Annotated in this window: 22 protein-coding genes; 11 read left to right on the top strand and 11 right to left on the bottom strand. The window is 44.5% G+C overall.

Features of this window, described 5'->3' with window-relative positions; translation table 11 throughout:
• Nucleotides 1–296 precede the first annotated feature (296 nt).
• The 8 genes from SNE25_RS10045 to SNE25_RS10010 all read left to right on the top strand — a co-directional run bounded on the left by SNE25_RS10045 (nt 297) and on the right by SNE25_RS10010 (nt 6,230).
• Entirely contained in the window at nt 297–476 is a 180-nt protein-coding gene (locus SNE25_RS10045) for a hypothetical protein (protein WP_321564963.1), read from the top strand.
• Nucleotides 477–922: 446 nt separating this feature from the next.
• Complete coding sequence (locus tag SNE25_RS10040; protein WP_321564962.1) at nt 923–1,879, top strand: hypothetical protein; 957 nt, start codon at nt 923–925, stop codon at nt 1,877–1,879.
• A gap of 4 nt (nt 1,880–1,883) precedes the next feature.
• Nucleotides 1,884–2,381 carry a hypothetical protein gene (locus tag SNE25_RS10035; RefSeq protein ID WP_321564961.1) on the top strand — a complete coding sequence of 166 codons (498 nt, stop codon included), beginning with the start codon at nt 1,884–1,886 and terminating at the stop codon, nt 2,379–2,381.
• Nucleotides 2,378–2,977: a toxin-antitoxin system YwqK family antitoxin gene (locus SNE25_RS10030; RefSeq protein WP_321564960.1), complete on the top strand. Its 600-nt coding sequence runs from the start codon at nt 2,378–2,380 to the stop codon at nt 2,975–2,977. Before SNE25_RS10035 ends, SNE25_RS10030 begins: the two co-directional genes overlap by 4 nt.
• 9 nt (nt 2,978–2,986) lie before the next feature.
• Nucleotides 2,987–4,246 (top strand): hypothetical protein, encoded by a 1,260-nt coding sequence (locus SNE25_RS10025; protein WP_321564959.1) that lies wholly within the window; start codon nt 2,987–2,989, stop codon nt 4,244–4,246.
• Nucleotides 4,234–4,608, top strand: coding sequence for a hypothetical protein (locus tag SNE25_RS10020; RefSeq protein ID WP_321564958.1), 375 nt, complete (start codon nt 4,234–4,236; stop codon nt 4,606–4,608). The genes SNE25_RS10025 and SNE25_RS10020 overlap by 13 nt, the downstream gene beginning before the upstream one ends.
• Nucleotides 4,589–5,095: a PulJ/GspJ family protein gene (locus SNE25_RS10015; protein WP_321564957.1), complete on the top strand. Its 507-nt coding sequence runs from the start codon at nt 4,589–4,591 to the stop codon at nt 5,093–5,095. The genes SNE25_RS10020 and SNE25_RS10015 overlap by 20 nt, the downstream gene beginning before the upstream one ends.
• Nucleotides 5,082–6,230, top strand: coding sequence for a type II secretion system F family protein (locus tag SNE25_RS10010; RefSeq protein WP_321564956.1), 1,149 nt, complete (start codon nt 5,082–5,084; stop codon nt 6,228–6,230). Before SNE25_RS10015 ends, SNE25_RS10010 begins: the two co-directional genes overlap by 14 nt.
• Before the next feature lie 272 nt (nt 6,231–6,502).
• On the opposite strand, the gene SNE25_RS10005 is transcribed toward SNE25_RS10010, so the two are convergent.
• Entirely contained in the window at nt 6,503–6,961 is a 459-nt protein-coding gene (locus tag SNE25_RS10005; protein ID WP_321564955.1) for a JAB domain-containing protein, read from the bottom strand.
• A 536-nt stretch (nt 6,962–7,497) separates the two neighbouring features.
• Here SNE25_RS10005 and SNE25_RS10000 point away from each other — a divergent pair.
• Nucleotides 7,498–7,836, top strand: coding sequence for a helix-turn-helix domain-containing protein (locus SNE25_RS10000; RefSeq protein WP_321564954.1), 339 nt, complete (start codon nt 7,498–7,500; stop codon nt 7,834–7,836).
• Between the two features lie 108 nt (nt 7,837–7,944).
• Here the strand turns inward: SNE25_RS10000 and SNE25_RS09995 are convergent, their stop codons facing one another.
• The 5 genes from SNE25_RS09995 to SNE25_RS09975 all read right to left on the bottom strand — a co-directional run bounded on the left by SNE25_RS09995 (nt 7,945) and on the right by SNE25_RS09975 (nt 18,172).
• Nucleotides 7,945–8,406: a peptidase associated/transthyretin-like domain-containing protein gene (locus SNE25_RS09995; protein WP_321564953.1), complete on the bottom strand. Its 462-nt coding sequence runs from the start codon at nt 8,404–8,406 to the stop codon at nt 7,945–7,947.
• An 18-nt stretch (nt 8,407–8,424) separates the two neighbouring features.
• On the bottom strand, nt 8,425–11,994 hold the full coding sequence (locus SNE25_RS09990) for a DUF6443 domain-containing protein (RefSeq protein WP_321564952.1): 3,570 nt from the start codon (nt 11,992–11,994) through the stop codon (nt 8,425–8,427).
• A gap of 31 nt (nt 11,995–12,025) precedes the next feature.
• Nucleotides 12,026–15,616: an RHS repeat domain-containing protein gene (locus tag SNE25_RS09985; RefSeq protein WP_321564951.1), complete on the bottom strand. Its 3,591-nt coding sequence runs from the start codon at nt 15,614–15,616 to the stop codon at nt 12,026–12,028.
• Nucleotides 15,617–15,801: 185 nt separating this feature from the next.
• A complete protein-coding gene (locus SNE25_RS09980) occupies nt 15,802–16,911 on the bottom strand; it encodes a hypothetical protein (protein WP_321564950.1) in 1,110 nt (369 codons plus the stop codon).
• A gap of 64 nt (nt 16,912–16,975) precedes the next feature.
• Entirely contained in the window at nt 16,976–18,172 is a 1,197-nt protein-coding gene (locus SNE25_RS09975) for a hypothetical protein (RefSeq protein WP_321564949.1), read from the bottom strand.
• Nucleotides 18,173–18,455: 283 nt separating this feature from the next.
• Here SNE25_RS09975 and SNE25_RS09970 point away from each other — a divergent pair, with 283 nt between their 5' ends.
• The gene (locus SNE25_RS09970) at nt 18,456–19,082 is read left to right on the top strand and encodes a metallophosphoesterase (protein ID WP_321566217.1); all 627 of its coding nucleotides are present in this window, start codon (nt 18,456–18,458) and stop codon (nt 19,080–19,082) included.
• Between the two features lie 37 nt (nt 19,083–19,119).
• Here the strand turns inward: SNE25_RS09970 and SNE25_RS09965 are convergent, their stop codons facing one another.
• The 5 genes from SNE25_RS09965 to SNE25_RS09945 form a co-directional block, all read right to left on the bottom strand.
• Nucleotides 19,120–19,392, bottom strand: coding sequence for a helix-turn-helix domain-containing protein (locus SNE25_RS09965; RefSeq protein WP_321564948.1), 273 nt, complete (start codon nt 19,390–19,392; stop codon nt 19,120–19,122).
• Nucleotides 19,393–19,680: 288 nt separating this feature from the next.
• Complete coding sequence (locus tag SNE25_RS09960; protein ID WP_321564947.1) at nt 19,681–19,890, bottom strand: hypothetical protein; 210 nt, start codon at nt 19,888–19,890, stop codon at nt 19,681–19,683.
• A gap of 13 nt (nt 19,891–19,903) precedes the next feature.
• The gene (locus SNE25_RS09955; protein WP_321564946.1) at nt 19,904–20,827 is read right to left on the bottom strand and encodes a HipA domain-containing protein; all 924 of its coding nucleotides are present in this window, start codon (nt 20,825–20,827) and stop codon (nt 19,904–19,906) included.
• A 3-nt stretch (nt 20,828–20,830) separates the two neighbouring features.
• Nucleotides 20,831–21,157: a HipA N-terminal domain-containing protein gene (locus SNE25_RS09950; protein WP_321564945.1), complete on the bottom strand. Its 327-nt coding sequence runs from the start codon at nt 21,155–21,157 to the stop codon at nt 20,831–20,833.
• Nucleotides 21,147–21,350, bottom strand: a complete 204-nt coding sequence (locus tag SNE25_RS09945; RefSeq protein WP_090463249.1) for a helix-turn-helix transcriptional regulator — start codon at nt 21,348–21,350, stop codon at nt 21,147–21,149. The genes SNE25_RS09950 and SNE25_RS09945 overlap by 11 nt, the downstream gene beginning before the upstream one ends.
• Before the next feature lie 397 nt (nt 21,351–21,747).
• Between SNE25_RS09945 and SNE25_RS09940 the strand changes: the two genes are divergently transcribed.
• Entirely contained in the window at nt 21,748–23,181 is a 1,434-nt protein-coding gene (locus SNE25_RS09940) for an AAA family ATPase (RefSeq protein WP_321564944.1), read from the top strand.
• Nucleotides 23,182–23,239: the final 58 nt, after the last annotated feature.

Below are 23,239 nucleotides of genomic sequence, written 5' to 3'. Positions count from 1 at the left end.
TCCTGCCACTGTTGAAATCTATCGGAACGAACCAGTGCAGACGGTAATATCTTGCTCACTTGGTTTCAAATTACGAGATGGTTATGTGCAAAATCAAACTATGAGCACAACTTAGTAACGCTAATGCAAACACCAATCTTACATTTACAAAACAACCTGCCATCCTCCTATACTCAATGTATAAATCCCAAGTACTTTATTCGACCTGCTTAACAACATCAATTTAAATTGTTCTATAAACTCGATATTACTTTTATCCGAAATGTGCTAGGCAAAAGATCTGGGGAAATAAAAAAGTGAAAGCTGTTTTTGATAAGGACGCTTCGTATAAAAAAGCCGGTTCAGATAAGCTATTCGCCGATACCATCTCTTACTTTGACGATAAGATATCCGGGAAAGATATTATTCTCTCGCCGGCGGGAGAAGTGTTGGAAAAGGATAATATGGTCCGGTTAACCGGTACGACCTGGAAATAGTTATCACGTTTAAATGATTAGCCAGTTACCGATATGGGACTCGATGTGAAAATAACCTATAAGTTTGTTTTAAATTTTTATTGCGTTAAAAAAACAATATGACTTTAGATTCCAGATATAATTTATTTATTGTGTTGCCTGATTGGCACCTGCCACACTTTTTTTCCTTTCGTGGCTTTCAATCAAATACAAAGTTAATCAGTCCATTTTACTAGTATGCTATTCATCCCGCATAAGCTCATGTTGAATATTTCCTGTTCGGAAAGTATTTACCGGTGAATGCTGATTTGATAATGTTTTATTGAATACCTAATCCGGCCGTCGACAATCTGCTTATAACTATTGAGGGATTTCTCTGCGCCTCCTGCACGGTATTTTTTTCTTTCTTAGCCCTTATTAAATATATAAATATTATTTTTGAGAGCCAATATTTATTTTGGCAGCGAATGAAACTTAAACTTTTACCACTTTTGCTGTTTACCCTGCTTTTGCTGGCGGAGATCTTACCCTCCTGCAAGGAATTTATTGAACCATCCATCAGCAAACGGACCATGCAGTTGAACGCCCCTGCTGATCATTATCAAAGCACCAGCTATACCGCGAACTTCTGGTGGGAAGGCCTGGAGGATGCGCTGTATTACCGCCTGCAGGTGGTGACCCCGACATTTGATTCTATCGGCAGCCTGGTGCAGGATACCCTGATCCGCGGCACCAAATTTTCACAAACCCTGGATCCTGGGACCTACCAGTGGCGTGTACGGGCGGAAAACGGTTCTAGTCAAACCGGGTATACCGCTCCCCGTGAGCTGACCATCCTGGCTTCCACGCTGACCAACCAGACCGTACTGCTGTCCTCACCGGCGAATAATACCGTAACCACCCAAAGCGCGGTTACTTTTAAATGGGGAAGCCTGTATAAGGCCACCCGTTATCACCTGCAGGTCGATACGAACAGCTTCGCCAGTGAAAGTACCCTCGTCAGCGACCAGGTCATCCCTGGGCAGCAGTTTGCATTCAAGCTTCCAAAAGACCAGGTATACCAGTGGCGTGTCCGGGCGGAAAATGATTCCAGCCAGTCCAAATGGTCTGCCATCAGCCAGCTCAGTTTTGATTCGACCCCGCCGGGAAACGTCACCCTTATCCAGCCCGGGGATAACACCACGCTCAACAGGCCAGTCGCCTTGTCCTGGAACAAAACGACCTCGGCCGTTACTTACAAGTTATACATCTATAAAAGCGACCAGAGCACGCTTTATGATACGTTTCCGCTGTCGCTTACCGTGACGAGCTATACTTTTAATACCGGCAACAGCGGCGACCGGGTTTACTGGCAGGTAAGCGCCGTAGACGCTGCCGGAAATGAAGGCAAGGCCAGTGCGATCCGGAGTTTCACCCTGCAATAATGTAATGAAAGGAAAAAAGATCAATTATCTACTGGGGCTGCTGGTCGTGATCATCTGGGGGGCGATCATCTACCGGCTTGCTGCTGCCGCCAGTGACGACGGCGAGCCGCCCATACCGGCAACAAGGCCCCGCGAAGTCTATGACGACCATACCCTTGCAAGGGACACGGCGCATCTCCACACCGGGTACCGTGACCCGTTCGGACAGATAAAACTAAGAGATACCACCGAGATACCGGTAAAAAAACTGGTGCACCCGGTCAGCCTCCCGCAACCAACCCGGCCGGTAATCAACTGGGACGGGATCAGCTATCGCGGTTATATCCGTAACCCGGGATCCAAAAAACTGATCGCCATCCTGATGGTGAACGGAAAGCCGGTCATGCTCGCTGAAGGTGAAAGCTCGGGAGCGGTAAAACTGCTCCGCAACCTGCGTGATTCCGTCAGCGTCAATTACCAGGGACATCATAAATTTATACCGATTAACCCAACCGCGCTATGAAATACCTGGTCCTCGCCCTGTTCCTGTTTTACCCTTTCCTGCTGCGGGCGCAGAAAATCCCCGATTATGGTACGAGCCAGGTACGCATCAATGACACGGACCGGATGATTCGCGCCGGTATCCTGACGATATCCGCCACGTTCAAAGCACGGCCTGACCGCCTGTACTATTGGTACGGCAGCGGCGGCATCCGCCAGACACAAGGGGGCTACAGCGGGCGCCTCCTTCATGGCAACTACGAGGAATATTACCTGGACAAGAACCTGCGGACCCAGGGGACATTTGCGGAAGGCCTGAAGGACGGCCAATGGAAAGAATGGCATGAAACCGGTAGTATGAAGCGCCTGGTCACCTGGAAGCAGGGCGAACAAACCGGCCCATTCCAATTGTACGGTGCGAATGGAAAAATCACCACTTCGGGATATTATAGGCATAACCTGCAGGATGGTTCCATTACTTACAACATGGGTACGGATTCGGTTAAAACCCTGCGCTACAAAGCCGGAAAGCTTATACCTGCAAAAAAAGGAAATTTTCTAAAGCGGATCCATATCTTCAAAAAGGGCAAAGCACCTGCCGCCAAACCGGCGCCCTGATATACCGATATGCTCAAAGCCTCCGCATTATATATCGTGATCATTATCGCACTTGTCATCGGCATCACCTGTTCGGCGCTGATCGCCGCAGCTTATTTTTACCAGGCACAGTACCAGCTTAAATTCCGCCATGACCGGTTGCAGAACAACATGGATTCGGGTATCCATATCCTGCTCAACAACCAGGATACCAGCTACCAGCTACCGCAGCGCCTGTCCTTGTTCGGGAACGGTTCGGACTCGGCCATGCTCCAAAAATATCCTTGGGGTGCATTTGATATCGGTATGGTTAAAACCTTTGATCACCGGGACACAATGTTGCGCATGTTTAGTATCGCCAGCACGGTGGATTCGGCCAGCTGGCCGGTAGTCTACCTGATCGACGAAGACCGCCCCCTTTCCCTCAGCGGCAAAACCAGCCTGGTCGGCGACGCGCGGCTGCCCAAAGCCGGGGTCAAAACGGCTTACGTGGATAACCAGTCCTATAACGGCGATGAGCAGCTCGTCAAAGGACATATCCGCGATAGCGAAAGACAGTTGCCACAACTATCCGGCGAGCGGCTGGAACTGATCGCACGTCTTTTCCGGCAGCCTTTAACCGCAACCCAGGGTTTGTCGCGCCAGGCGGAGACCACCCGGTCATTCAAATCCCCAACATGGGTAATTCGATTGGACAAGGAGGCTGTCATGCTGCAAAATACTCGCCTCAGCGGTAACATCATCCTTTATTCGGATACAACCGTAACTATCGACAACACGGCATCACTGCGTAATGTGATCGTGGTAGCCAGGGCTATCAGCGTGAAAAGTGGCTTTCGAGGCAACTGCCAGCTGTATGCCACGGATTCGCTCAGCGTTGGTCAGGATTGTCATTTCAGCTATCCCTCCTGCCTGGGGATCTTCCGCGATAGCTCGTCAGCCATCGGCTTACCCGAAAAGCTAAGTCTTGGGGAGAACAGCAGCTGCGAAGGACTGGTCTTTACTTATGAGAAACAGCAATCTAAATTGCCTGCGGTGATCAGTTTGTCAAAACACGTCCTGATTTCCGGCCAGGTTTATTCCCAAGGCATCCTTTCCCTGAAGGAAGGGGTAAGCATCCTTGGCGGTACGATGACCTCCCGGTTTCTGTACCAGAACGGTTTTACGGCATACGAGAATTACCTGATCAATGTCCGTATGGATGCAAAGGCGCTTTCTCCTTATTACCTGAGCAGCCCGCTGAGCCCATCGGCAGGCGGCCCGCAACGCATACTGCAATGGCTGGAATAAAAATAAAACTCTGTGGCAGGCTATCCGGCTCGAGCCTGATGGAATCGGTCATTGCGATGGTCATCATCGTGCTCGTATTCGGCATAGCGATGATGATTTTCACTAATGTTACCCGTCTTTCCCTTTCCGTAAGGAAGGTCCGGGCGCAGGCTGTACTGCAGGACCTGTTGCTGCAGGCAGCAAAAGACCCGGGTAATAGCGACCGCTCTATCCGGGTGGAAGACCTCCGGATCGAACAAAAGATCACCCCGTTCGGGCGGGGCCCCGGGCTGAGTCAAATCAAGCTGACCGCTTACGATGAAAGCGGGAAGCAGTTAGCAGCAGTACAACAAATCATCAGCAATGAAAATAAGGACCGCTAAACTTCGCTCCTTTACGATCATGGAAACGATCATCGTCATGATCGTGGTGGCCATCCTGATCGGCTTTAGCTATTCCGCTTACCTGATCATCAGCCGGTCTTACCTGTCCTTTTCGGCTAAAAGCAAAGACATGCAGACGGTATTGCAACTGGACAGACTGCTGAAAAAGGATTTTGTGCAGGCCAGGCTGATCACCCGCACAGATCAGCACCTGATCTTCCGGACGGACAGCGTCGTGACGGATTATGAGTTCCGCCAGGATTACATTACCCGCACCAAAAGGCTTACAGACACCTTTTATGTACGCTCGGAATCCCCGGTTACGGGTTTTGAGGAGCGGGTGGATAGTAGCGCAACAGATACGGGCAGCCGTGTAGATGACCTGCGGCTTATCATTTGGCTGCAAAAGACAAAAATTCCGTATCATTACCATAAATTATACAGTTCCGAAAACCTTTTTCAATCCAGTACAGATGCCATCCATTGACCTCAGCCGGTACGAACGCAAAAAGACCGTTCCCGCTTCGCCCAAAGCTGCTTCGAACAGTTTCCAAAACCTGATGAGCAGGGACATCAGTTTTGGGAGCAGGGAGCTGAGCGATAAAAAAAAGGAATACCTATACCTCGAACTGAGTTCCCTGCTCCGGGCCGGTATCGACCTAAAAAACAGCATCGAGCTGATCACCAGCGGGCAGGAAACCGAAAAGGACAGGCAGCTGTTCCAAGCCATTCAGGACAGGGTGCTGAAGGGCATCCCGTTGTCCGAGGCGCTCCGCCAAAGTGAAAAATTCTCCCTGTACGAGGTCTTCAGCCTGGAGATCGGCGAGGAAACCGCCCAGCTGACCGAGGTGCTGGAAGACCTCGCCCGCTTTTACCAGAACAAGATCCAGCAGCGGCGCAAGGTAGTTTCCGCGTTGACCTATCCCTGCATCGTGCTGAGCACCTCCGTTGGTGCGGTATTCTTTATGCTGAAATTCGTGGTCCCCATGTTCAGTGATGTATTCACCCGTTTTGGCGGCGAGCTGCCCTGGATCACTAAGCAGATCCTGGACCTGTCGAAGGTGGTACAAAACGCCTTTTTGCCTTTTCTGATTGTAGCCACAATTCTTGGCGGCCTGCTTTGGTATTTTCGTAATTCAGCCCGTTTCCGGAAGACAACGGCTGAAGTGATCCTGCGCATACCGGTCGTGGGTAACCTGGTTAAAAAGGTCTACCTCGCCCGTTTCTGCAATTCGATGCGCCTGCTCCTCAGCGCGCACATTCCCTTACTGAGGGCCATTATGCTCAGCCGGAAGATGATCGGTTACTATCCCATCGAATCCTCGCTCGGACAGGTGGAAAATGATATCCTGAAAGGACGCTCGCTGCACGAGAGCCTCCGGGACTTTAAGATCTACCCCGCCAAGCTCATCATGCAGCTCAAAATCGCTGAAGAGGGCAATAAACTGGATGTCTTCTTTGGACGGCTGTCGGAACAGTACCTCAAAGAAGTAGAGTATCAGACTACGACCCTAAACAGCGTCATGCAGCCCGTCTTTACCCTGCTGTTAGGCCTGATCGTTGGCATTATCATGGTGGCCATGTACCTGCCCATGTTCCAGATGAGCAATACTTTTCAATAAATGGTTCTAACGTCCAAACTATGGCAATACTTCTAATGTTCTCAATCCCTGTGAAATAAAAGCTCCTCAGCATTGGATCTGAAGGGTTTAAAAAGTGGGAGTTACTGGGTTCGAACCAGTGACCCTCTGCTTGTAAGCTTGAGGTCTTTATTTCGTTTCCATCACGCTAAAGCCTATTTTAAGCCCATATATATGTCTGTGCAAACTATATGCAAACAAGATGACCTTGTGAATAAATTACTGAACTGAATTGCTAATATAACGATTTGTATTTAGATGATACCTTCATCAGCAAATGAATAATATCCATCTGTTGTTACGATGATATGATCTAATACTTGAATATCTAAGACCCTTCCAGCCTCTTTAATTCGTCTGGTCATGTTGATATCATGCTCACTCGGTTTTAAATTACCTGGCGGATGGTTATGAGCTAAGATCAAGCTATGAGCACAGCTTAGTAACGCTGATGCAAACACCAACTTTACATCTACAAAACACCCTGCCATTCCTCCTGTACCCACCTTGTAAATACCAAGCACTTTATTCGATCTACTTAGTAACATTAACTTAAATTGTTCTATAAACTCGATTTTACCACTATCCCAGGACGATAATAATAATTCATAAGCTTGCCTACCCGTTTCAAATTTGGGTCTGTGTTGAGCCTTAATAACAGGTCTGTAGGTTAACTGAATTTCTGCACATTGAAGCATGTTTTGCATTTCCATAATTCTAATTGTTAAGTGAATAAATAATTATGGTGCCCCAACAAGTGCAAGGCTGAATTAAATGCAAGGAGGAACGGAATAAATGTGAGGTAATGCGTAAGGTTGTGTTTATGCCGGAAATTCCTTGCCTAGTATTCCAGACTCACACTTAACTTTGCTGAATAATTATTTTCTCACTCTTTCTTATAATGAGCATTTAGATAATTGGCCCTAGTAGTTCTTCTTTCAATGTATAGATCATCCTCAAGTTTTAGCGTAGAGAAAATTAAGGCATCAACTACTTCGACCAAATACATTAACAAAGCAGGAAACTTAGAGTAAATATAATCCCATTGTGAATTGATGTTTTCGTGAGTGCTGAAAATATAATTGAAGTTTTGCCTTCCTGTAAGATTGTTTTTGTTTCGAGTAGTAGATAGATGGAGTGCTTTGTCTGACATATTTAAAAGACTATCAGTCTCTTTGTTAAATATCCAATCGTAAATATCTTCAACAGTAAATTCTTTCGTGAGCTATAAAAGTATCTGATAAGAAAAATGAATATAGGAAAGATCATTGCCGGATTGCGGGGTACAAAAGGTTGGTCACAAAGTGACTTAGCTTCCAAAAGCGGTGTTTCCAGGGTAATGATCGGTAAGTACGAGCGTGAGGAAGCCGTACCCTCAATAGAGGCGGCTAAGAAGATCGCAGAAGCCTTTGAAGTATCTCTGGATTATCTTGCTGGCGAAGGCATCAACGATCAGTTCGATAAAAAGACCATACAGCGTATGCGGGATATTGAGGATTTGAACCCGGCTATTAAAGAAAAGCTTTTCTTCCTGATCGATACAATTTTAAGGGACACCAAAACCCAAAAGACATACGCCCATACATAACAAAAGCCCCTTTTCAGGGGCTTTGTCATTTAATATCAGTTTGCTTTTTTCTTTTGCTTTGCCGCTGGCTTTTTCCCTTTTGCGCTATCCGCAAACGCATACGGATTATCACTTTCGTGTTTTCTTATAGTAAGGGATAAACTCTTGTGCATAGCAAGCTTTATCCGTTTTGAATATACCTTTCTCAAATGCTTCCTTATGTAATTGGGGTAGTTTCTTGAATGTTTTCATTCGAAGTTTATCTACTCTCTTTGTAGTTGTAAAATCATAAGTACCCCTTAACATCATTACAACCTCCACTTCATTACATTTATCTACAAGCTCTATAGTTGCTATATCTAATCCGACAGATTCAAATGATATTTTTTTCACTGAAATAGGGATGTCTATTTGAAAAAAACCATTTAAATCTGTTTTACCAACTTTAACTGTGTCATTTATGACAATAGATACGTATGGCAAAGTTTCCAAATGATCATCAACTACCCTTCCTTTAATTGTTTTATTCTGGGCATAAAGAATATTTGTTGAAATACACAGCACAGTACAAATAATTAATAATCTCTTCATCTCCTTATTTTTATGTGTTTAATTATGGGTATAATCGTATTCTGCTGGTACTGTCTGGCCTGGAATTCTATACAATATAATAAAACTTGCATTGGGGATTTGTGGCTTATCACTTCGCATACCCGTAACGTCCTGTGAAAGTTCGGGTGCAGATTCAGTTGCTCCTAATTTCCCGTCAGGATGAGTGTGAAAATCTTGTAACACATTATTAAAAGAAAAACTATCTCCATATTTTTTTATAAGCCCACCAATTGAACCATAAGATGTCGTATAGTTATTATTTTGATAAGCTCCTAACAGCATATCTGTAGCATTTCCAGAACCGTTAGATGAATACGAGAATCCTTTAATTTCTTTTCCAACATACTCTGAAAGCTGCAAAGTAAAAGATTTAACTCCTTCGACGGTTGCTTCGCCTTTTCCACCAACAGCAATTACATTACTATTTTTCTGAAAATTAATACCGTCTTTTAAAATGCCTTTTTCAATGCCACCGATTGCGGTCTTTGCCTCGCCTTTACTATTTGTTTTTACATTACCCTTGGAGTCTGTTTTGACTATTCTATCAGTTTTATCATCGGTTTTTTTCACTAATTGAATATCACCATCCTTATTCATTTTATAATCGTCAAAAAACATTCCATCGGGATCAATATACCTCATTGGATTATCGACGACATAATTATACGGGCTCCATCTTCTCGACTTTTCTGCCTTAGGATCAATCGTATTCCACCTCGCAATTACAGGGTCATAGAACCGCGCCCCATAATCATATAATCCCAAGTTTTCCTGCAATTCCTTTCTATTATAAAGATAGTTATTTTTCACGCTTGGTATCGTACCCGATTTAATATCCATACCGAAAGGATAATAATCGTCCGTTTGTACCAGCCTAGCCGTACCGGTGGCAGTGTCAAAGTTCACCCTACTATTCCCCAGGTGATCGGCTAACGTATATTCATAGTTATAGTTCGTACCTCCGTTCGGCAATGCCCTGCCTTCCTCTGTCTGAATAAAGCTGATCGTGCCGTTTTCATATTGGATGCCCCCTATGTAGTCGGTCCGGTCCGTGCCGATTACCCGGCTGAGCTTCTGCCCCGTGGCATCGTAGGTATACGTCGTGCTCTTACCCGTGATCACCTGCGGCAGGTTCAGCAGGTTATACGTAATACTGGTGATACCTTTGCTGTTGTCTGATTTCAGGTTACCGTTGCCGTCATAGGTATAACTCGTCGTGCCCTGTTTTTGGCCCGCATCGCTCGTGGTCGCATCATTGACGCTGGCTAGTTTGACGCTATTTGTAGCATAAGTATAACTCAACTGATCAATCAGTGAGCTGGTGCCATACCGCTTCAACGCTGTGATATTACCCATATTATCATAGGTAATACTGTTCTCATTGTTACCCAGTGTCGAATTCCCTGAAGTTAGCCGGTTCAGCTGATCATAGCCATAAGTGTAGTTTTTATCCAGCGTTGATCCTGCTCCCCAGAACTGGTAGGCAATATTACCATTATACTGCTTGTTCGTTCCGGTATTGTAATACAATTGCTCGGAGAATAAAGGCGACGTGCTCTTAAGCAGCCAACCCCTTTCATTATACGCATAGGTGATATCCTGCCGGAACGTTACGCTATCCGTACTGTGCAGGTGTTTTTTATACAATTGGCCGATCTCATTATATTCCGCTTGGGAGATGAGTGTCCTTGTACCCGCCGGCTGCCCGGGATTAGTAAGCTGCTCCCAGGTACTCAATTTCCTGCCCATATGGTCATAACGATACTGGTTATCTACTGTTACTGCTAATTGTTTGGCCGTACCTGCCGTAGTCTTGGTATAATGTTGGCGACGGACACTGTCCGGCTTATTGGTAAAATTATAGCTCGTATTGACCACGTCGTAGTTATAAGGGCTCACCGTCCCGCCCAAATCATGCTGCTGGTAGGATACGGTGTTCCGGCCCTGATCGTCATAATAATGTGCTGTCCAGAGATAATCCGGGGTCGCGCTGGTAATGGTATTGAGCACCGCTGTCCTGGTCGCTGTAAGCAGTCCCCGTGTCATTGCACTGTTCCCCGTTACCACAAAGTCCCCCGGAATATTCGGAATGCTGCTATAGTCATCATAATAGTTCACCGTCAATGTCTTGCTCAGTGCGGGATAGCTCGTGATGGCATACCCGGTCGTATTATCTGCGGTATTCCGTACATCCCACTGAATTCCTCCATAGATGCTGCCCTGCAGAGTTGCTAAAGGAATAACCGAACCCGCGTTCCATAGCCCGGTAATGATCACCCGGCCAAGCGCATCATATTTAGTTGTTGTCCACTGGTTGGCCGTTCTTTGGGTACTATCCTGGGTGAGTACCGGTTGGTCCAGTTTATTATAGACTGTAAACTCCCAGCCTTTTCCGGGGATCTTTTTTTGTGTCAGCCGGTTTCGCTCATCATAACGGTAACTATAACCCAGGCTACTCACTGTAGTGGGGACACCTGTTCCGTCAGGGTTGGTTCCCGGAGGAAGCACATAGGCCAGGTTTCCCAATTCATCGTATACATAATACGTCGACAAGATCTCTAGTGTCGTCCCGGTATAGTTGAATGTACGTTTGAGTACCACGTGCCCTTCCTTATCCTTATATTCTTCCGTCGTACCTCCCCGGCCGCTCTTCCAATTCTCATCTTTGCTTATGGTTACATACAGCTGACCGGCCGGGTAATTACCCGCAGCTCCCACAGCCCTTGTTAAACTCCGACTGCCATTGGCATTAGCTGTGGCAATATACATCGCTGCCAATCTTGTGTTCCCGGTATCCGTCAGCGCATTGATATTGTTTATCGTGTATACCTGTTTGACCGTATGACCTGCGGCAGGCTGCCAGTCCGCGCCTTGCGCCCCCTGTTCGATTATCCGGTTCAGCGGGGAAGGTTCAAAGACCGTTTGGGCAAATGTCGGCGAAGTTCCGCCGACTGCAGGAATGACCACGACGCCCGGTGCCTTCCAGGTACTTCCAGAAGGGCTGATATAAAACGAGGACTGGTCCGCCATTGCGGTTCCCTTATAGCTTCCGTTGCTGCTGCTTGAGACCGCGGCATAGGGGAGATATTTTATAGCTTCCCTACCGTAAGGATCATACGCCACAGGCTGCACGATATCGCGCCCGTCCGGGGAGCCTTTGATCTGTATGGATTGTAAAGGCCGTCCCAAACCGTCAAAATAGGTTACGCTCTGCATCAGCTCGCAGGTGCTTCGGTTTGCGAAGCTTCCCGTGTTTACCCCGGACCCGTTACTGGTAAAACCTCCGATAAGGGGTACCGAGGTCAGGATATAATTTTGGTTTACGCTAAGGCTCAGATTCAGCGGCTGACAATCTATACTCTGGATATAGGCATGAAAGCTATTCCCCGCTGTAGCTGTAAAACTAAAGTTCGGACTTAACGTGATGCTGCTGGTGCTATAATATTCTCCTGCCGAGGGTGTACCTGTCATTGGCGTAGTTACCTCTGTTTGTGCCACTGCACCTAAGGTCCAGAGTAATATACTCCATACAGCAAGCAGGTATTTATAATGATGATTGATGATCATATGATGAAGGTTCTTTAGGTTATTGATCTGCTTATTGTCCCTGGTAATGATAGTCTACATGTTTCACGATGTTCCCATCCTGGTCCCTTACATCACGCAATCGCTGGAAACCATCATACTCATAGTAGCTGACCTGGTTTTTTGCATCGGTTAAACTTGTCACTCCGACTAACGGGTCATAAGTATAGGTCGTCATCTGTCCGCCTGCCGGATACAACCTAAGCTCGTCAATATTGCCGGTTCCCGACACTGTAACCGTAGAAACTCCGGTTATTTGGTGTTCATAGTAGGTCCAGCCTTTATTCGTAGCTCCTTTTACCGGGTAACCGCTCATGGTTCCTGCAATAGTTAAGGGGCCGGTGTTTGTTGTCCAGTAGGATACGATATAGTTGTTCGTTGCCGTCAGACCGGATTTGCTGATGGAACCGTTGCCCAGATTATAGGCGTTTGCGCCGCTTAGAGCGTTTGTGGTGACTCTTGTTGCAGATGCCACGCTCCAGTGTCCCATACCATCTGCCTCAAAACTGGTATAGGCCACCGACAGGGAATCCGCGTTGCTCACCTGCGCAATGGGGGACACTCTTTTATAATCCCAGATAATGGAGACAGGCGGTTTATCCGTTACCGTGTATTGCGAAACATTGCCCACATGATCATAGCCGTCAAAATTAATCAGCTGCCGGTAACGGCTGTCCTGGCTGATGGTATTACCACTGACCATCATCCCCTGAAAGTCGTTCACGGGTTTGACAACATCCAGCTTGTACATTTTATCAGGCACGACCGTTCCGGTGTTTAACTGTTTATACTTGGTAAAGGATGCGGCATCAACAAGTCCGGTCGCCACTCCGCGGTAAAAGATGCTGTCCCGTTTTTCGATCGTTTCAGCAAGCATATTGCGCCGGATCAGCGTATCCAGGATCGTATTGTTGGTCAGCCCTCCTGAAACGATATAATCCTGCGGATAGGTGACTTTGCTCACGTGTTTGTTTCCCCTGCTATCCGTAGTAACCTGGCGGGTTAGTTGATAATGCGCCGGGTTGTCGTAAAACATTTTACTGCTGCTCACTATATATTTAGTGGTATCATTATCGTAGGTGATCTCCTGGGTAGAATCCTGCAACACTTTCTCGGAGATGATCGATGGATAAAATTCTGCAAATCCAGCATTTGGAACCCCTGCAATTGCGGAATCGCAGCTTCCTCTATGATTAGCAAGCAAGTTAGTCTGATACTTGGCGCTATAATAGGACTTCCGGTTAGCCGTGTGATAGAAATTGTTGATTTCTTTGACTTTTGCATAGGCGTTTCCCACTTTTCGGTAGGTGAGTTGAGACAATAGAGAACCATTCAGGCTATGACGCACATTGTTCATTCCCGGAAACCTCAGCTTATTGTAGGCAATAACTGAATCCGGAATGTTCACGTAGTTGTAAACCACTTTGCCATTATCCACGCTGTTTGATGGGTCAATGGTGGTTTCGGTTACCTGACTGTATCCTACCACGTTGCCAGAAGTTCCGCTGGTCAGTGGTGTGTTTGTCGTTCCGAACATCACCAATTGGTGCAGCAAAAACTCTCCGGCAACTCCACCATAATCGACGTGAACAATTTCTTCTCTGACATAGGCAGGGAATGACATCAGCAAGCCATTGGTCAATTCGTTGTTGTCGCCATAGTGGTAATTCCAAGTGCGTTTCTTGGCGACAGTTCCATCAGAAGAATAGTCTGTTAATGATTTAATGCGTATTCCCCCGGCAGGCAATACAGGGTTTGTTTCAGGTGTGCTTTTTAAAATGTCGTACGAAAAACGGATAAACGCATCACCGATATCACCTGGTGGTATGGCGGAGGAATCGTAATAGAAAGACCAGGGGATAGGTGTTCTGGATGCAACCTGGCCGATCGCTAGTTGATAAAAACGTGTGCGAACAATACAGGCGCCAATACCCGAACAGGGAGCAGAAGAAAGGTCTGTTTGATCACCATTAACAATAAAGCCAAGCTTGTTGAAGGTATTTAAATCTTGTTGTGACCATCCAGTACTAAAGTTAGAAGCGCGAAAAGTAACAGTGATATTAAAATTATAACCTTGTACCCCTGGATTTATTAAGGGAAAAATTTTGGAGACATCAATTGTTCCCGAAGTGCTCGCGTTTGGCGTTATCATCGTATCGACATGAACCAGCGTCTGCGGCAGAAATTCCTGTCCCGACTGCAGTGACCTGCGGTAATTATAATCATTGGCTTCATATTCCATGACGGTGCTTCCACCCGTTGGATAGGTGATTTTCTGCAAAGAAAATGTTTGCGTAGAAGGAAAAGAGGGATCACGGTTGGCACCGCTGTAATTGACCACACCGGGCGCATCTACCATATTGTTATAATAAACTGAGGCTGATGGAATAAGTACCGAATTTGCAGCACCATTGTAAAAGCCCCAGTGATCCATATTATAGGAACGTTTGGTCAACTGTACATTGCTTGCCTGGCTATCAAAATTATAAGAAAAAACATAAGGTTTTATCGTCTGGGAGCCGGACACTTCCTTAATGCTGTCCAGACGTAACCGGTTAGCCTCCGTAGTTCCACCTTGTGCACCCAGCGCAACGAAGTAAGAATAATATAAATTGTGGGATTTTAAAAGTTTTAAGCCTGTCGTATTTTTGGCGTATATGTTGACCGCATTTAATTTATAAGCTCCGCTCAGATCATTTCGGACGTTATCGGAGGTAAAAGTGACCTGTCCGCCGTTGTAAGTAATGTTTTGCAGGTTTACATTATTATACTGCGTACCGGTGTTACTGCTTTCCGTATACTGGTTTCCGAACGATAAATAAGGCCGGTAACTCTGGGTTTTGAGGGTCGGGGTAGTGACAAAGCCCGAACCGCTATAGTTGAAGCTGATCACATCATTTTGTTGGGTTACGATTTTCGTAAGGAACCAGGAGGATGGTGTCCCCCCAGATGCTGATGTCGGCAGAACCGCCTGCGTCTGCTCAAAATAATACTTAATTCCTTTATTATCGGTGATGATAAAATAGATGGTTGCATCCGTCGGCCCGTTATTGGCAATTTGGATCCTGGTATTATCCTGCTTTTCCTGGACAATTGTCTTATCTCTTTTGATGATAAACTTGCCACTCATTCCGAGAACATTATAGCTGTAGCTATCAGGCTCGAGGTCGAAGGGTTGATTCGGCCCGGCACTATTGAAGGGTTGGTAAAAGTCCCCTCCCGTTTCAGCATTGCCTGGGCCGGTTAAGAAATTAACGTTATAACTATCGAAAAAATTGACGATATACTTAAATCCTGCATTTTGCAGTCCTGCACACTCTGCCGGTTGGTGATCTGAAATGTCCCCCTGAAGCTGGGGAACAGGTTGATTAAAATACATGCCGCCGAGGTCGTCTTTATCATTGATTGTCCTGGAGATCATACCACCTGCATTCAATGCCCAGCCCAAACCAACCCAGCTTGCCTCCTCATCAAGCCTGATACCTCCCGTGTGATATCCAAGGCTGATCGGAATATCTATTCCTTTGGCATGAATGGTATAAATCGGAATGTTTACGTCCGCTGTACCGGTGTAAGGACTGACCGGTACATCTACAAATTTCATCAACGCAGCGGCGTCCGGTGAAGGCGGAACAACATTGGGGACATAGGGAGGTGGCTGGGTTTGCGCATTTGCTTTCTGTCGAGGAACAACGAAGACTGCAATGCAGATTATCGTTAACCATAAATATTTCATAGTAATATTAGTAATTTAGGTTTATTGGTAATTGGTTTAATCAGTCCCGCATTTTATTGCTGCTTGTCCTGAAGTACTTTGGAAAGCGATTCTAACCGCGTTCTCAGTTCACTGATCTGAGCGGTCAATGTCTTATTGGTTTGTTCCTGTTCTGTTTCCTTTTTATCTTTCTCGATCAAATACAGCGTCAATTCTTCCACTTTCTTCATCAACAGTTTATTCATCTCGCCTAAATTCAAACCTTCTTTTGTAATTTGTTCTTCTGAAGGCACTTCTGGTAAATGTTGGTGTTGATCGATGTAAGTTTTGACTTCTTGTAATGATGGCAATTGATATTCCCTTTGGAAAACATAATCCGGCCAGTTAGTTGTCTCTACTTTGATCTGTTTGGCTCGTACTACGCCTGTAGGAGTAATGCTGAAAGCGATCATGCTTTTAATATCCTGATCGGTTAGTGTTTGGGGCTCTGTACCATTGGAAGCAATAGGAACCATGTATATATTACCAAACACATCACTGTAAATAACTCCGCCACCGTTGCTCACACTATTTGTTGAGACTGTCCAATTTCCATTGTTTCTGGCTGCATTGAACCCGATATAGCTCGTTCCATAATGCAAATTAACGCTGTTAGCACTGCCAACAGAGAAGGTAGAAGATCCATTTCCAACCTGGAAAACAGAAATTGGTGCTGGTGCCCCGATACCCACATTACCGGAAGAAGTAATGGTCATCCGCTCGGTCAGGGCATTGGACGCATTACCTGTAAAAAAGGAAAGTTTTCCGGGTAGGTAAGTACTATTTGCCGCCCCGTCCTGGTAACCGATGATACGGGCTCCGTATCCAATAACACTTCCTGAATTTACGCCCATAAAATCAACTGTCCCAAAAGCATCACCGGAGGCTGTCGTCACAAATGACCCTAGTGCTGTTCCTCTTGATTTGACCAGCCGAAGGTAGCCACCAGCACCCCCGGCATTTGCAAATCCCTGCGCACTGATAATAGCTCCGGTACTTCCGGATCCGACGCGCTGCACATCAAGGGGAGTTTGCGGGTCTGATGTTCCTATGCCTACATTTCCGGTGGCCGGAAATAAGTTTTGCGCATACCCATTATAACTGGTTAATACGATGATTCCGATGATTAAGTAAAAAAATTTCATGATAGGTTTGGTTGTTTACTCGGTTGGTTAAGGTGTAGAATTTATTTGCGTATGGATTCTGGCTTCATTCCTTTTTCAAATGAATGAATTGATTAAGCCGTTCCTCCAGATGTTTGATTCGTGCGTCCTGTAATTGTGCTTGTTTCGCGGCTTCATCTTTCTGCCGCTGTATTTCTATCGATTGTTTATTGTTTATTTCCTTTTGCTCCTGTTCGGTTTTATCTTTTTCGATCAAATAAAGTGTCAGTTCTTCCACTTTTTTCATCAGCAGTTTATTCATTTCGCCCAGGTTTAGCCCTTGTTTCGTAATTTGTTCTTCGGATGGAATTTCCGGTAGGTGTTGGTTTTGATCGATGTAGGTTTTGACTTCTTGTAATGATGGCAATTGATAACCCTTTTGGAAAACATAATCCGGCCAGTTCGTAATCTCTACTTTGATTTGTTTAGCACGGATGTTACCATTCACCGATAGGGTCTCTTTAGGCGTCGCGGTACCGATTCCTACATAGCCGCGGTTATCGATCACCATTCTTTCTACCGGATTACTGCCGCCGTTATCGCCGGTAAAAAATCTCATGACTGAACCCGTTTTCGTATCATCTGTATAAACTTCCGTAGCTTCCCCGGAAATGTAGGCTACTATTTTTGGAGCGCTGAAATCTGCATCATTGGAAAGAAAGCCAAACTGACCGAGATATTTATAGCTTGCATTCGCATTGCCTGATCCAATCACGATACTATTGGCAAGATTGATAGTTGTTGGTGCGCTCAGGCCACTGTTCACACTTAAACGGGCTGTCGGGTTTGTTAAATTGATACCTACGTAACCGTTTTCATCAATGGTCATCCTTCTCGCATTGGCTGTGATCAAACTCAGGGATATGTGATTGGCCCATGCGCTGCTGCTTTCCAACATCATGCCGCCCATTTTGCCGGATTCGCCTGTGTTTGCTTCGTTCGAAAGTTTGAAAAGCATTCCCAGTTGTCGCGAAAGTGCATCCTGACTTACTCCTGTATGACGGAGGGTTATTAGTTCTGAATAAGCAGTGCTGCCGTTGTTAGCTGTCAGAATCTCCAGCTTGGGGATCGCCGAAGGAAATAAATCAACGGAACTATTGATTACAGTCGGGGTTGTTAAACCGATCTGCACGTTGCTTGTAACGGGACTGTTAGAGACATTGGTTCCACTCAGGGTCCATTGGGCACGAGCTGATTGTAAAAAGATAAGGATTGTTACAATAGTTAAATAACCTTTTTTCATGATATGGTTCGAACTTCAATTGTGATTAGGCAATGTTTTCGGTCGCAATGCAGAAACAAAGAGATAATACCAGCACTATGATACTGTTAATATTCGTTGAATGAACTGTACTGTTAAACTGGGATGTATGTGTTAAAGCTGGCTTCTTCGATGAAGAGTCGGATTAAATAGTAAACCCCGATGAAGATGTTTTTTGGGAAGCTTGTCAGGTGATAAGGTCATCATATAAAGTCTGTTAGGTTTCCTCAAATATAATTATTTATAATTCCAAACAAATACTTTAATAAAATATTCATGTCATAATTCTTACAATCATTACACTTACTGGGTTCCGGGTAATCACGAATATTACAATTCCGATATGGCGAACAAATCAGGTGCATTTAGGGAAGCTATCCGGCCAAATGTAACCATGCTCAATAACTGCACCATCAGGCTGGAAAATATCCGTCTGCATTTTACGACCCTGTGGTCTGATATTTCGGCATCGAAGGCATGGAATATTGAACGAGGTCTGATGGATTTTCATTTAATCAAATTTGAGGGACAGCGGCTGTCAGTGGAACAGTATAACCAGATGCATGCTGAATCCATAGCATTCCTGCATTCCGCGTTTCAAGGTAACCGCAAAGAGGATGAAAAGCATGTCATTGTCACCCATCACCTGCCTACGTTTCAGAATTATCCTGCTAAATATCTCGGCAGCCCGCTGAATGAAGCTTTTGCGACCAACCTGGATGGATTTATTGAATCATGTGGTGCCGACTACTGGGTATATGGTCATAATCATGCTGCAACCGATGACTTTCTGATTGGAAAAACGAAACTTGTGACAAACCAGCTCGGCTATGTTCACCACAATGAACACGGTACTTTTGACAGCGGCAGACTGATCGCATTAGATGTGTAAATATTGAATGGTATTTTAAATGACAGTACCTGCAGGGTTATTTTTTTATCCGGTTGCCGTCAAGTAATCGCTGGATGTCATCGTATTTATAATACAGAATACCGCCGATCTTTGTGTAACTGATCGTGCCGTTTACTCTCAGGTTCTGCAATGTTCCCGGAGATATTCTTAGCATGTTCTTTACCGGGTAGCTTTTTAGCCACCTGGTATTTTCCTGAACAGGGTTCCCTGCCAGAAGGGATTTAATGTCGCTTAACAGCCGTTCCCTGAACTCGTTCAGGTCTTCTTTTGTGATAATTTCTGTTGCCATAATTTGAAAGATTATGGTACAAATCTGGCTGTGCCTGATCAATAAAATTGACAAGCATTTCGGTACTACTGATGTTTTGGTGGCTTTTGAATACAGTGCCTTGATTTCAAAAATGAAAAATCCTTGTCCTTTAGTCATCGGCAGATATTGACAAACTTGCAATTTACATAGGACAAACTTCCAATTTACATAACCACAATTGACAATATACATAGCCAATATCCGCTGAAACTATTGAGAGGCAATGACATTATAACGCTCCTGGTATTTATTTAAAGAAACTCAGGTTCAGCCGCTAATAGTGAAAAGTCGAGGTCTTCTGAATCGATCTAATCCATAAAATATTTTCAAAGCAGTGCCACCGTGGAACGCTGCCTTTTCAAAAAATCCGGCGCGATACAGACCTACCAGCGGGATCTCCTGCATGATTTCCCGCAATGCGTCCTTTGCTTCCTCCTGGCTGGAGGGCCTGTAAGTTTCTAACCACTCTTTTATCATAAGCCCTTACTTTTTATCCAAACAAATGTTGCTTTTTATCCCAAATTTCCAGGTATAGTGCCTTTTTTTCGGGGCTCAGGAATGATGCTTCAATCATCTTACCAACCTCCTTATTACCGGAGGAAAATTTGTTATACGTATTCCTAACGGCGGTTTCAGGTATATTCATGCTTCTAGCCAATACATCAAAGTCAGATAATCTAATTCTTTTCTTTTTACCATTCATTGTCAGCGCCAGCTCTTCATCGTCCTGTGGATTAACAAGATTTACATTGAGCAGGTCATAGGCAGGACTTAGACTTACCCCCTCGTCCGTATATAGTACAGAAAAGTTTTTCAGGTGCATATCATTGTTCCCTGTCAAAAAAGAAAATAACACCAGTTCAAAATAAGTCAGTGCATCAAAACCAGTTTGAGTGCAATATTTCAGAATAAGCTTACCGATCTTTTCGTAAGAGCCCTTGTATTTATTTTCCGTTAAAAATTCAGAAAGCTGGCAAAAATCTTCCATGTGAACTTTATGGCCTTTTACCCGATCAAATCGCTTGGCAAGATAAACCAAACTACCGTCTGACGCCTCCATTAAAGTATGATCACAAGTTGGCATTTTAAATAGGCTTGCCAAATGCATAGTCAGATCTTCTGATTGCGGCATTTCCGGAAAATCAGGATGCTGTGGTTTAAGTATGTATTCTCCCCAAAGTCCTACTATAGTCAGACGGTTCTGTCCCTTCGTCTTTTCCAGGGTAACAGAAAGCTTAGGCTGAACTCCGGTCACAGCGATCCTTTCATTGATAGTCTGTTCGGCCAAAGTTTTCAAAAGTTTATTGTTCAATTCCAGCTCCGGTACTTTAGTCACACCAAAGAATCGTCTTGAACATTTCTCATGATAAGACGATGCACCTACATCCTGATAACAAAACCAACAATTTGCCATAGCTTAATCTATTTCGGGAATAACCGTTACAGCTCCGATTGCATCCCTGCATGTTAATAGTAATAATTCAAACCGGTCATTGCTTTTGACCTTCCAGTGTGTTGTTGCCAGATCCAGCAACCAACCTTCAGGTATCAAGCCATCAAAAAAAGCAAACAATACTTTACTTTCATATTTCTGGGTTGACAATGGCAGCGTTAAGCTCACCGGCTTTGCGTTCCTCTTCTCTAAATAATCCGCCTGGTAAGTAAATTCGTAACCATCGTCAGTTTCCGCAAGCACACCAGCCAGCGTGTCCTGAAAATACACCAAACCTTTCCTACTCATCATTTTTTACTTTTAATACCACTCCGAGTTCTGCGCCAAATAACATCAACACCTGATTCACTTTATCCATCCGCAGTGTTGGTTTTCCCTGTTCCATCTCACGAACAACCCTAAGTCCGACTCCCGCTTTGGATGCCAGGTCTTCCTGTGTGAGATTTAGTGATTTCCTTTTTTTCTTTAAATATTCTGACAACATATTTATACCCTTTCGGGTACAAATATAAGTAAAATTTATTAATTATACCCTATCGGGATTGTGCTTACTTTTTATTTATTAATTATACCCTATCGGGGTTATTGCATATAATTATACTCATTTTATACCCTATCGGGATTAGCGGCCAGTTTAAAGAAAATTCAAATATTGATACTCACAATACCAAGCAAACTGGAATATAGCCCTTTATTTAGATTTTTTGTTAAAAAATCCATTACCTTTTTATTCCCCGAACCTTGTATCATACTCAGCCATAACTATGGCCATAATTAAACTTGTGGCTGATTATGATTTTTTATATCCAGCCACAAATGGCTATATTTGCATGGTTGTGGCTGGATATAAAAGTAAAACCAAGGTTTTAACGACTTAGATTATGAAAGAAATCATCGGAAGAAAAGAGGAAAAGCTTATTCTGGAAAGAACATTGAAAACTAAGGAAGCAGAATTGATCGCGGTTTATGGCAGAAGGCGGGTAGGAAAGACCTATCTTATCCGCAAGACTTTTGCTAAACATATCATATTCGAATTTTCCGGGGTCCATAATGCAACATTAAAAGATCAGCTAACTAATTTCCGGGACACTTTAGCAGATGTAATGAAGGTATCTGTTCCCATTGCCGTTCCTTCCAATTGGGGACAAGCATTTCAAATGCTCAGGAATTATGCTGAACCTTTTTTGGACAAAAACAAATGTGTCATTTTTCTCGATGAATTTCCCTGGCTTAGTTCAGCAAAATCGGGATTTCTCCCCGCCTTTGAGTTTTTCTGGAACTCCTGGGGAACAAAGCAAAATAACCTGATCTTCACTATCTGTGGGTCAGCGGCATCCTGGATGATACAAAAAGTAGTCAATAATAAAGGCGGCTTACATAACAGAATCACCCGAAAAATCCGGTTGCTTCCATTCAGCCTCACCGAGACAGCTGAATACCTGAAGTATAATAATGTCAATCTGGATCATTATCAGGTGGTGCAATTGTATATGGCTTTAGGCGGTATCCCTCAATATTTAAAAGAGATTTTAACAGGGCAGAGCGCAGCCCAGAATATAGACCGTATCTGTTTTACCAAAGACGGGGCATTGCAAAAAGAATTCGGCAATCTTTATCAGTCTTTGTTTACAGAAGCAGATAAGCACATTTCTATTGTACGGGCACTTGGTGCTAAGCCGGCAGGACTAACAAGGAAAGAAATTATTTCTGAATGTGGCCTGTCTACCGGAGGGACAACCACTTTACTTTTAGAAGAGCTAACCGAATCAGGATTTATTTCGGCCTATCTTCCATTTGAGAAAAACACAAGGGACAGCATTTATAAACTGTCGGATGAATACTCGAGGTTCTACCTTAAATTCATGGAAAATAGCCGGGCAACAGGAGCGGGAACATGGATCAAATTATCTGCCTCTCCCTCATGGCGAAGCTGGAGTGGAACGGCATTCGAAAGCGTATGCCTGAGACATACAAAAGAAATTAAAGCAGCACTTGGTATAGCAGGAGTTTATACAGAAGAGTCTGCATGGCGGTACGTTCCCGGCAAAGGCCAGCCCGGGGCACAGATAGATCTGCTGTTTGACCGTAAGGATTTCTGCATCAGTATTTGCGAAATGAAGTTCTCGAACTCGCCCTTTTCAATAGATAAAGGTTATGCCGCAGAACTGATTAATAAAAGAGATGTATTCGCGAACAGGACCAAAAGTCCCAAGACTATATTTATTGTAATGGTCACCACATTCGGTACACAAGATAACAGTTACAAAATCGGGTTAGTACAAAACGATATCAAACTTGAAGATCTGTTCAGATAGAAATTTGCAGGATAATTTGGGATATCCAATAAATTCAACTATATTGGTGTTGTAATAG

The sequence above is a fragment of the Mucilaginibacter sabulilitoris genome (assembly GCF_034262375.1).
In the GTDB taxonomy this organism is placed as follows: Bacteria; Bacteroidota; Bacteroidia; order Sphingobacteriales; family Sphingobacteriaceae; genus Mucilaginibacter; species Mucilaginibacter sabulilitoris.
Note: the sequence above shows the minus strand (reverse complement) of the source record. Positions and strands in the feature narration are given on the sequence as shown.

Bases quoted from the DNA above. Each gene is read 5' to 3' on its own strand.
- SNE25_RS10040 (WP_321564962.1), top strand. From the start codon at position 923: ATGAAACTTAAACTTTTACCACTTTTGCTGTTTACCCTGCTTTTGCTG.
- SNE25_RS10035 (WP_321564961.1), top strand. From the start codon at position 1,884: ATGAAAGGAAAAAAGATCAATTATCTACTGGGGCTGCTGGTCGTGATC.
- SNE25_RS10030 (WP_321564960.1), top strand. From the start codon at position 2,378: ATGAAATACCTGGTCCTCGCCCTGTTCCTGTTTTACCCTTTCCTGCTG.
- SNE25_RS10025 (WP_321564959.1), top strand. From the start codon at position 2,987: ATGCTCAAAGCCTCCGCATTATATATCGTGATCATTATCGCACTTGTC.
- SNE25_RS10020 (WP_321564958.1), top strand. From the start codon at position 4,234: ATGGCTGGAATAAAAATAAAACTCTGTGGCAGGCTATCCGGCTCGAGC.
- SNE25_RS10015 (WP_321564957.1), top strand. From the start codon at position 4,589: ATGAAAATAAGGACCGCTAAACTTCGCTCCTTTACGATCATGGAAACG.
- SNE25_RS10010 (WP_321564956.1), top strand. From the start codon at position 5,082: ATGCCATCCATTGACCTCAGCCGGTACGAACGCAAAAAGACCGTTCCC.
- SNE25_RS10005 (WP_321564955.1), bottom strand. From the start codon at position 6,961: ATGGAAATGCAAAACATGCTTCAATGTGCAGAAATTCAGTTAACCTAC.
- SNE25_RS10000 (WP_321564954.1), top strand. From the start codon at position 7,498: ATGAATATAGGAAAGATCATTGCCGGATTGCGGGGTACAAAAGGTTGG.
- SNE25_RS09995 (WP_321564953.1), bottom strand. From the start codon at position 8,406: ATGAAGAGATTATTAATTATTTGTACTGTGCTGTGTATTTCAACAAAT.
- SNE25_RS09990 (WP_321564952.1), bottom strand. From the start codon at position 11,994: ATGATCATCAATCATCATTATAAATACCTGCTTGCTGTATGGAGTATA.
- SNE25_RS09985 (WP_321564951.1), bottom strand. From the start codon at position 15,616: ATGAAATTTGTAGATGTACCGGTCAGTCCTTACACCGGTACAGCGGAC.
- SNE25_RS09980 (WP_321564950.1), bottom strand. From the start codon at position 16,911: ATGAAATTTTTTTACTTAATCATCGGAATCATCGTATTAACCAGTTAT.
- SNE25_RS09975 (WP_321564949.1), bottom strand. From the start codon at position 18,172: ATGAAAAAAGGTTATTTAACTATTGTAACAATCCTTATCTTTTTACAA.
- SNE25_RS09965 (WP_321564948.1), bottom strand. From the start codon at position 19,392: ATGGCAACAGAAATTATCACAAAAGAAGACCTGAACGAGTTCAGGGAA.
- SNE25_RS09960 (WP_321564947.1), bottom strand. From the start codon at position 19,890: ATGATAAAAGAGTGGTTAGAAACTTACAGGCCCTCCAGCCAGGAGGAA.
- SNE25_RS09955 (WP_321564946.1), bottom strand. From the start codon at position 20,827: ATGGCAAATTGTTGGTTTTGTTATCAGGATGTAGGTGCATCGTCTTAT.
- SNE25_RS09950 (WP_321564945.1), bottom strand. From the start codon at position 21,157: ATGATGAGTAGGAAAGGTTTGGTGTATTTTCAGGACACGCTGGCTGGT.
- SNE25_RS09945 (WP_090463249.1), bottom strand. From the start codon at position 21,350: ATGTTGTCAGAATATTTAAAGAAAAAAAGGAAATCACTAAATCTCACA.
- SNE25_RS09940 (WP_321564944.1), top strand. From the start codon at position 21,748: ATGAAAGAAATCATCGGAAGAAAAGAGGAAAAGCTTATTCTGGAAAGA.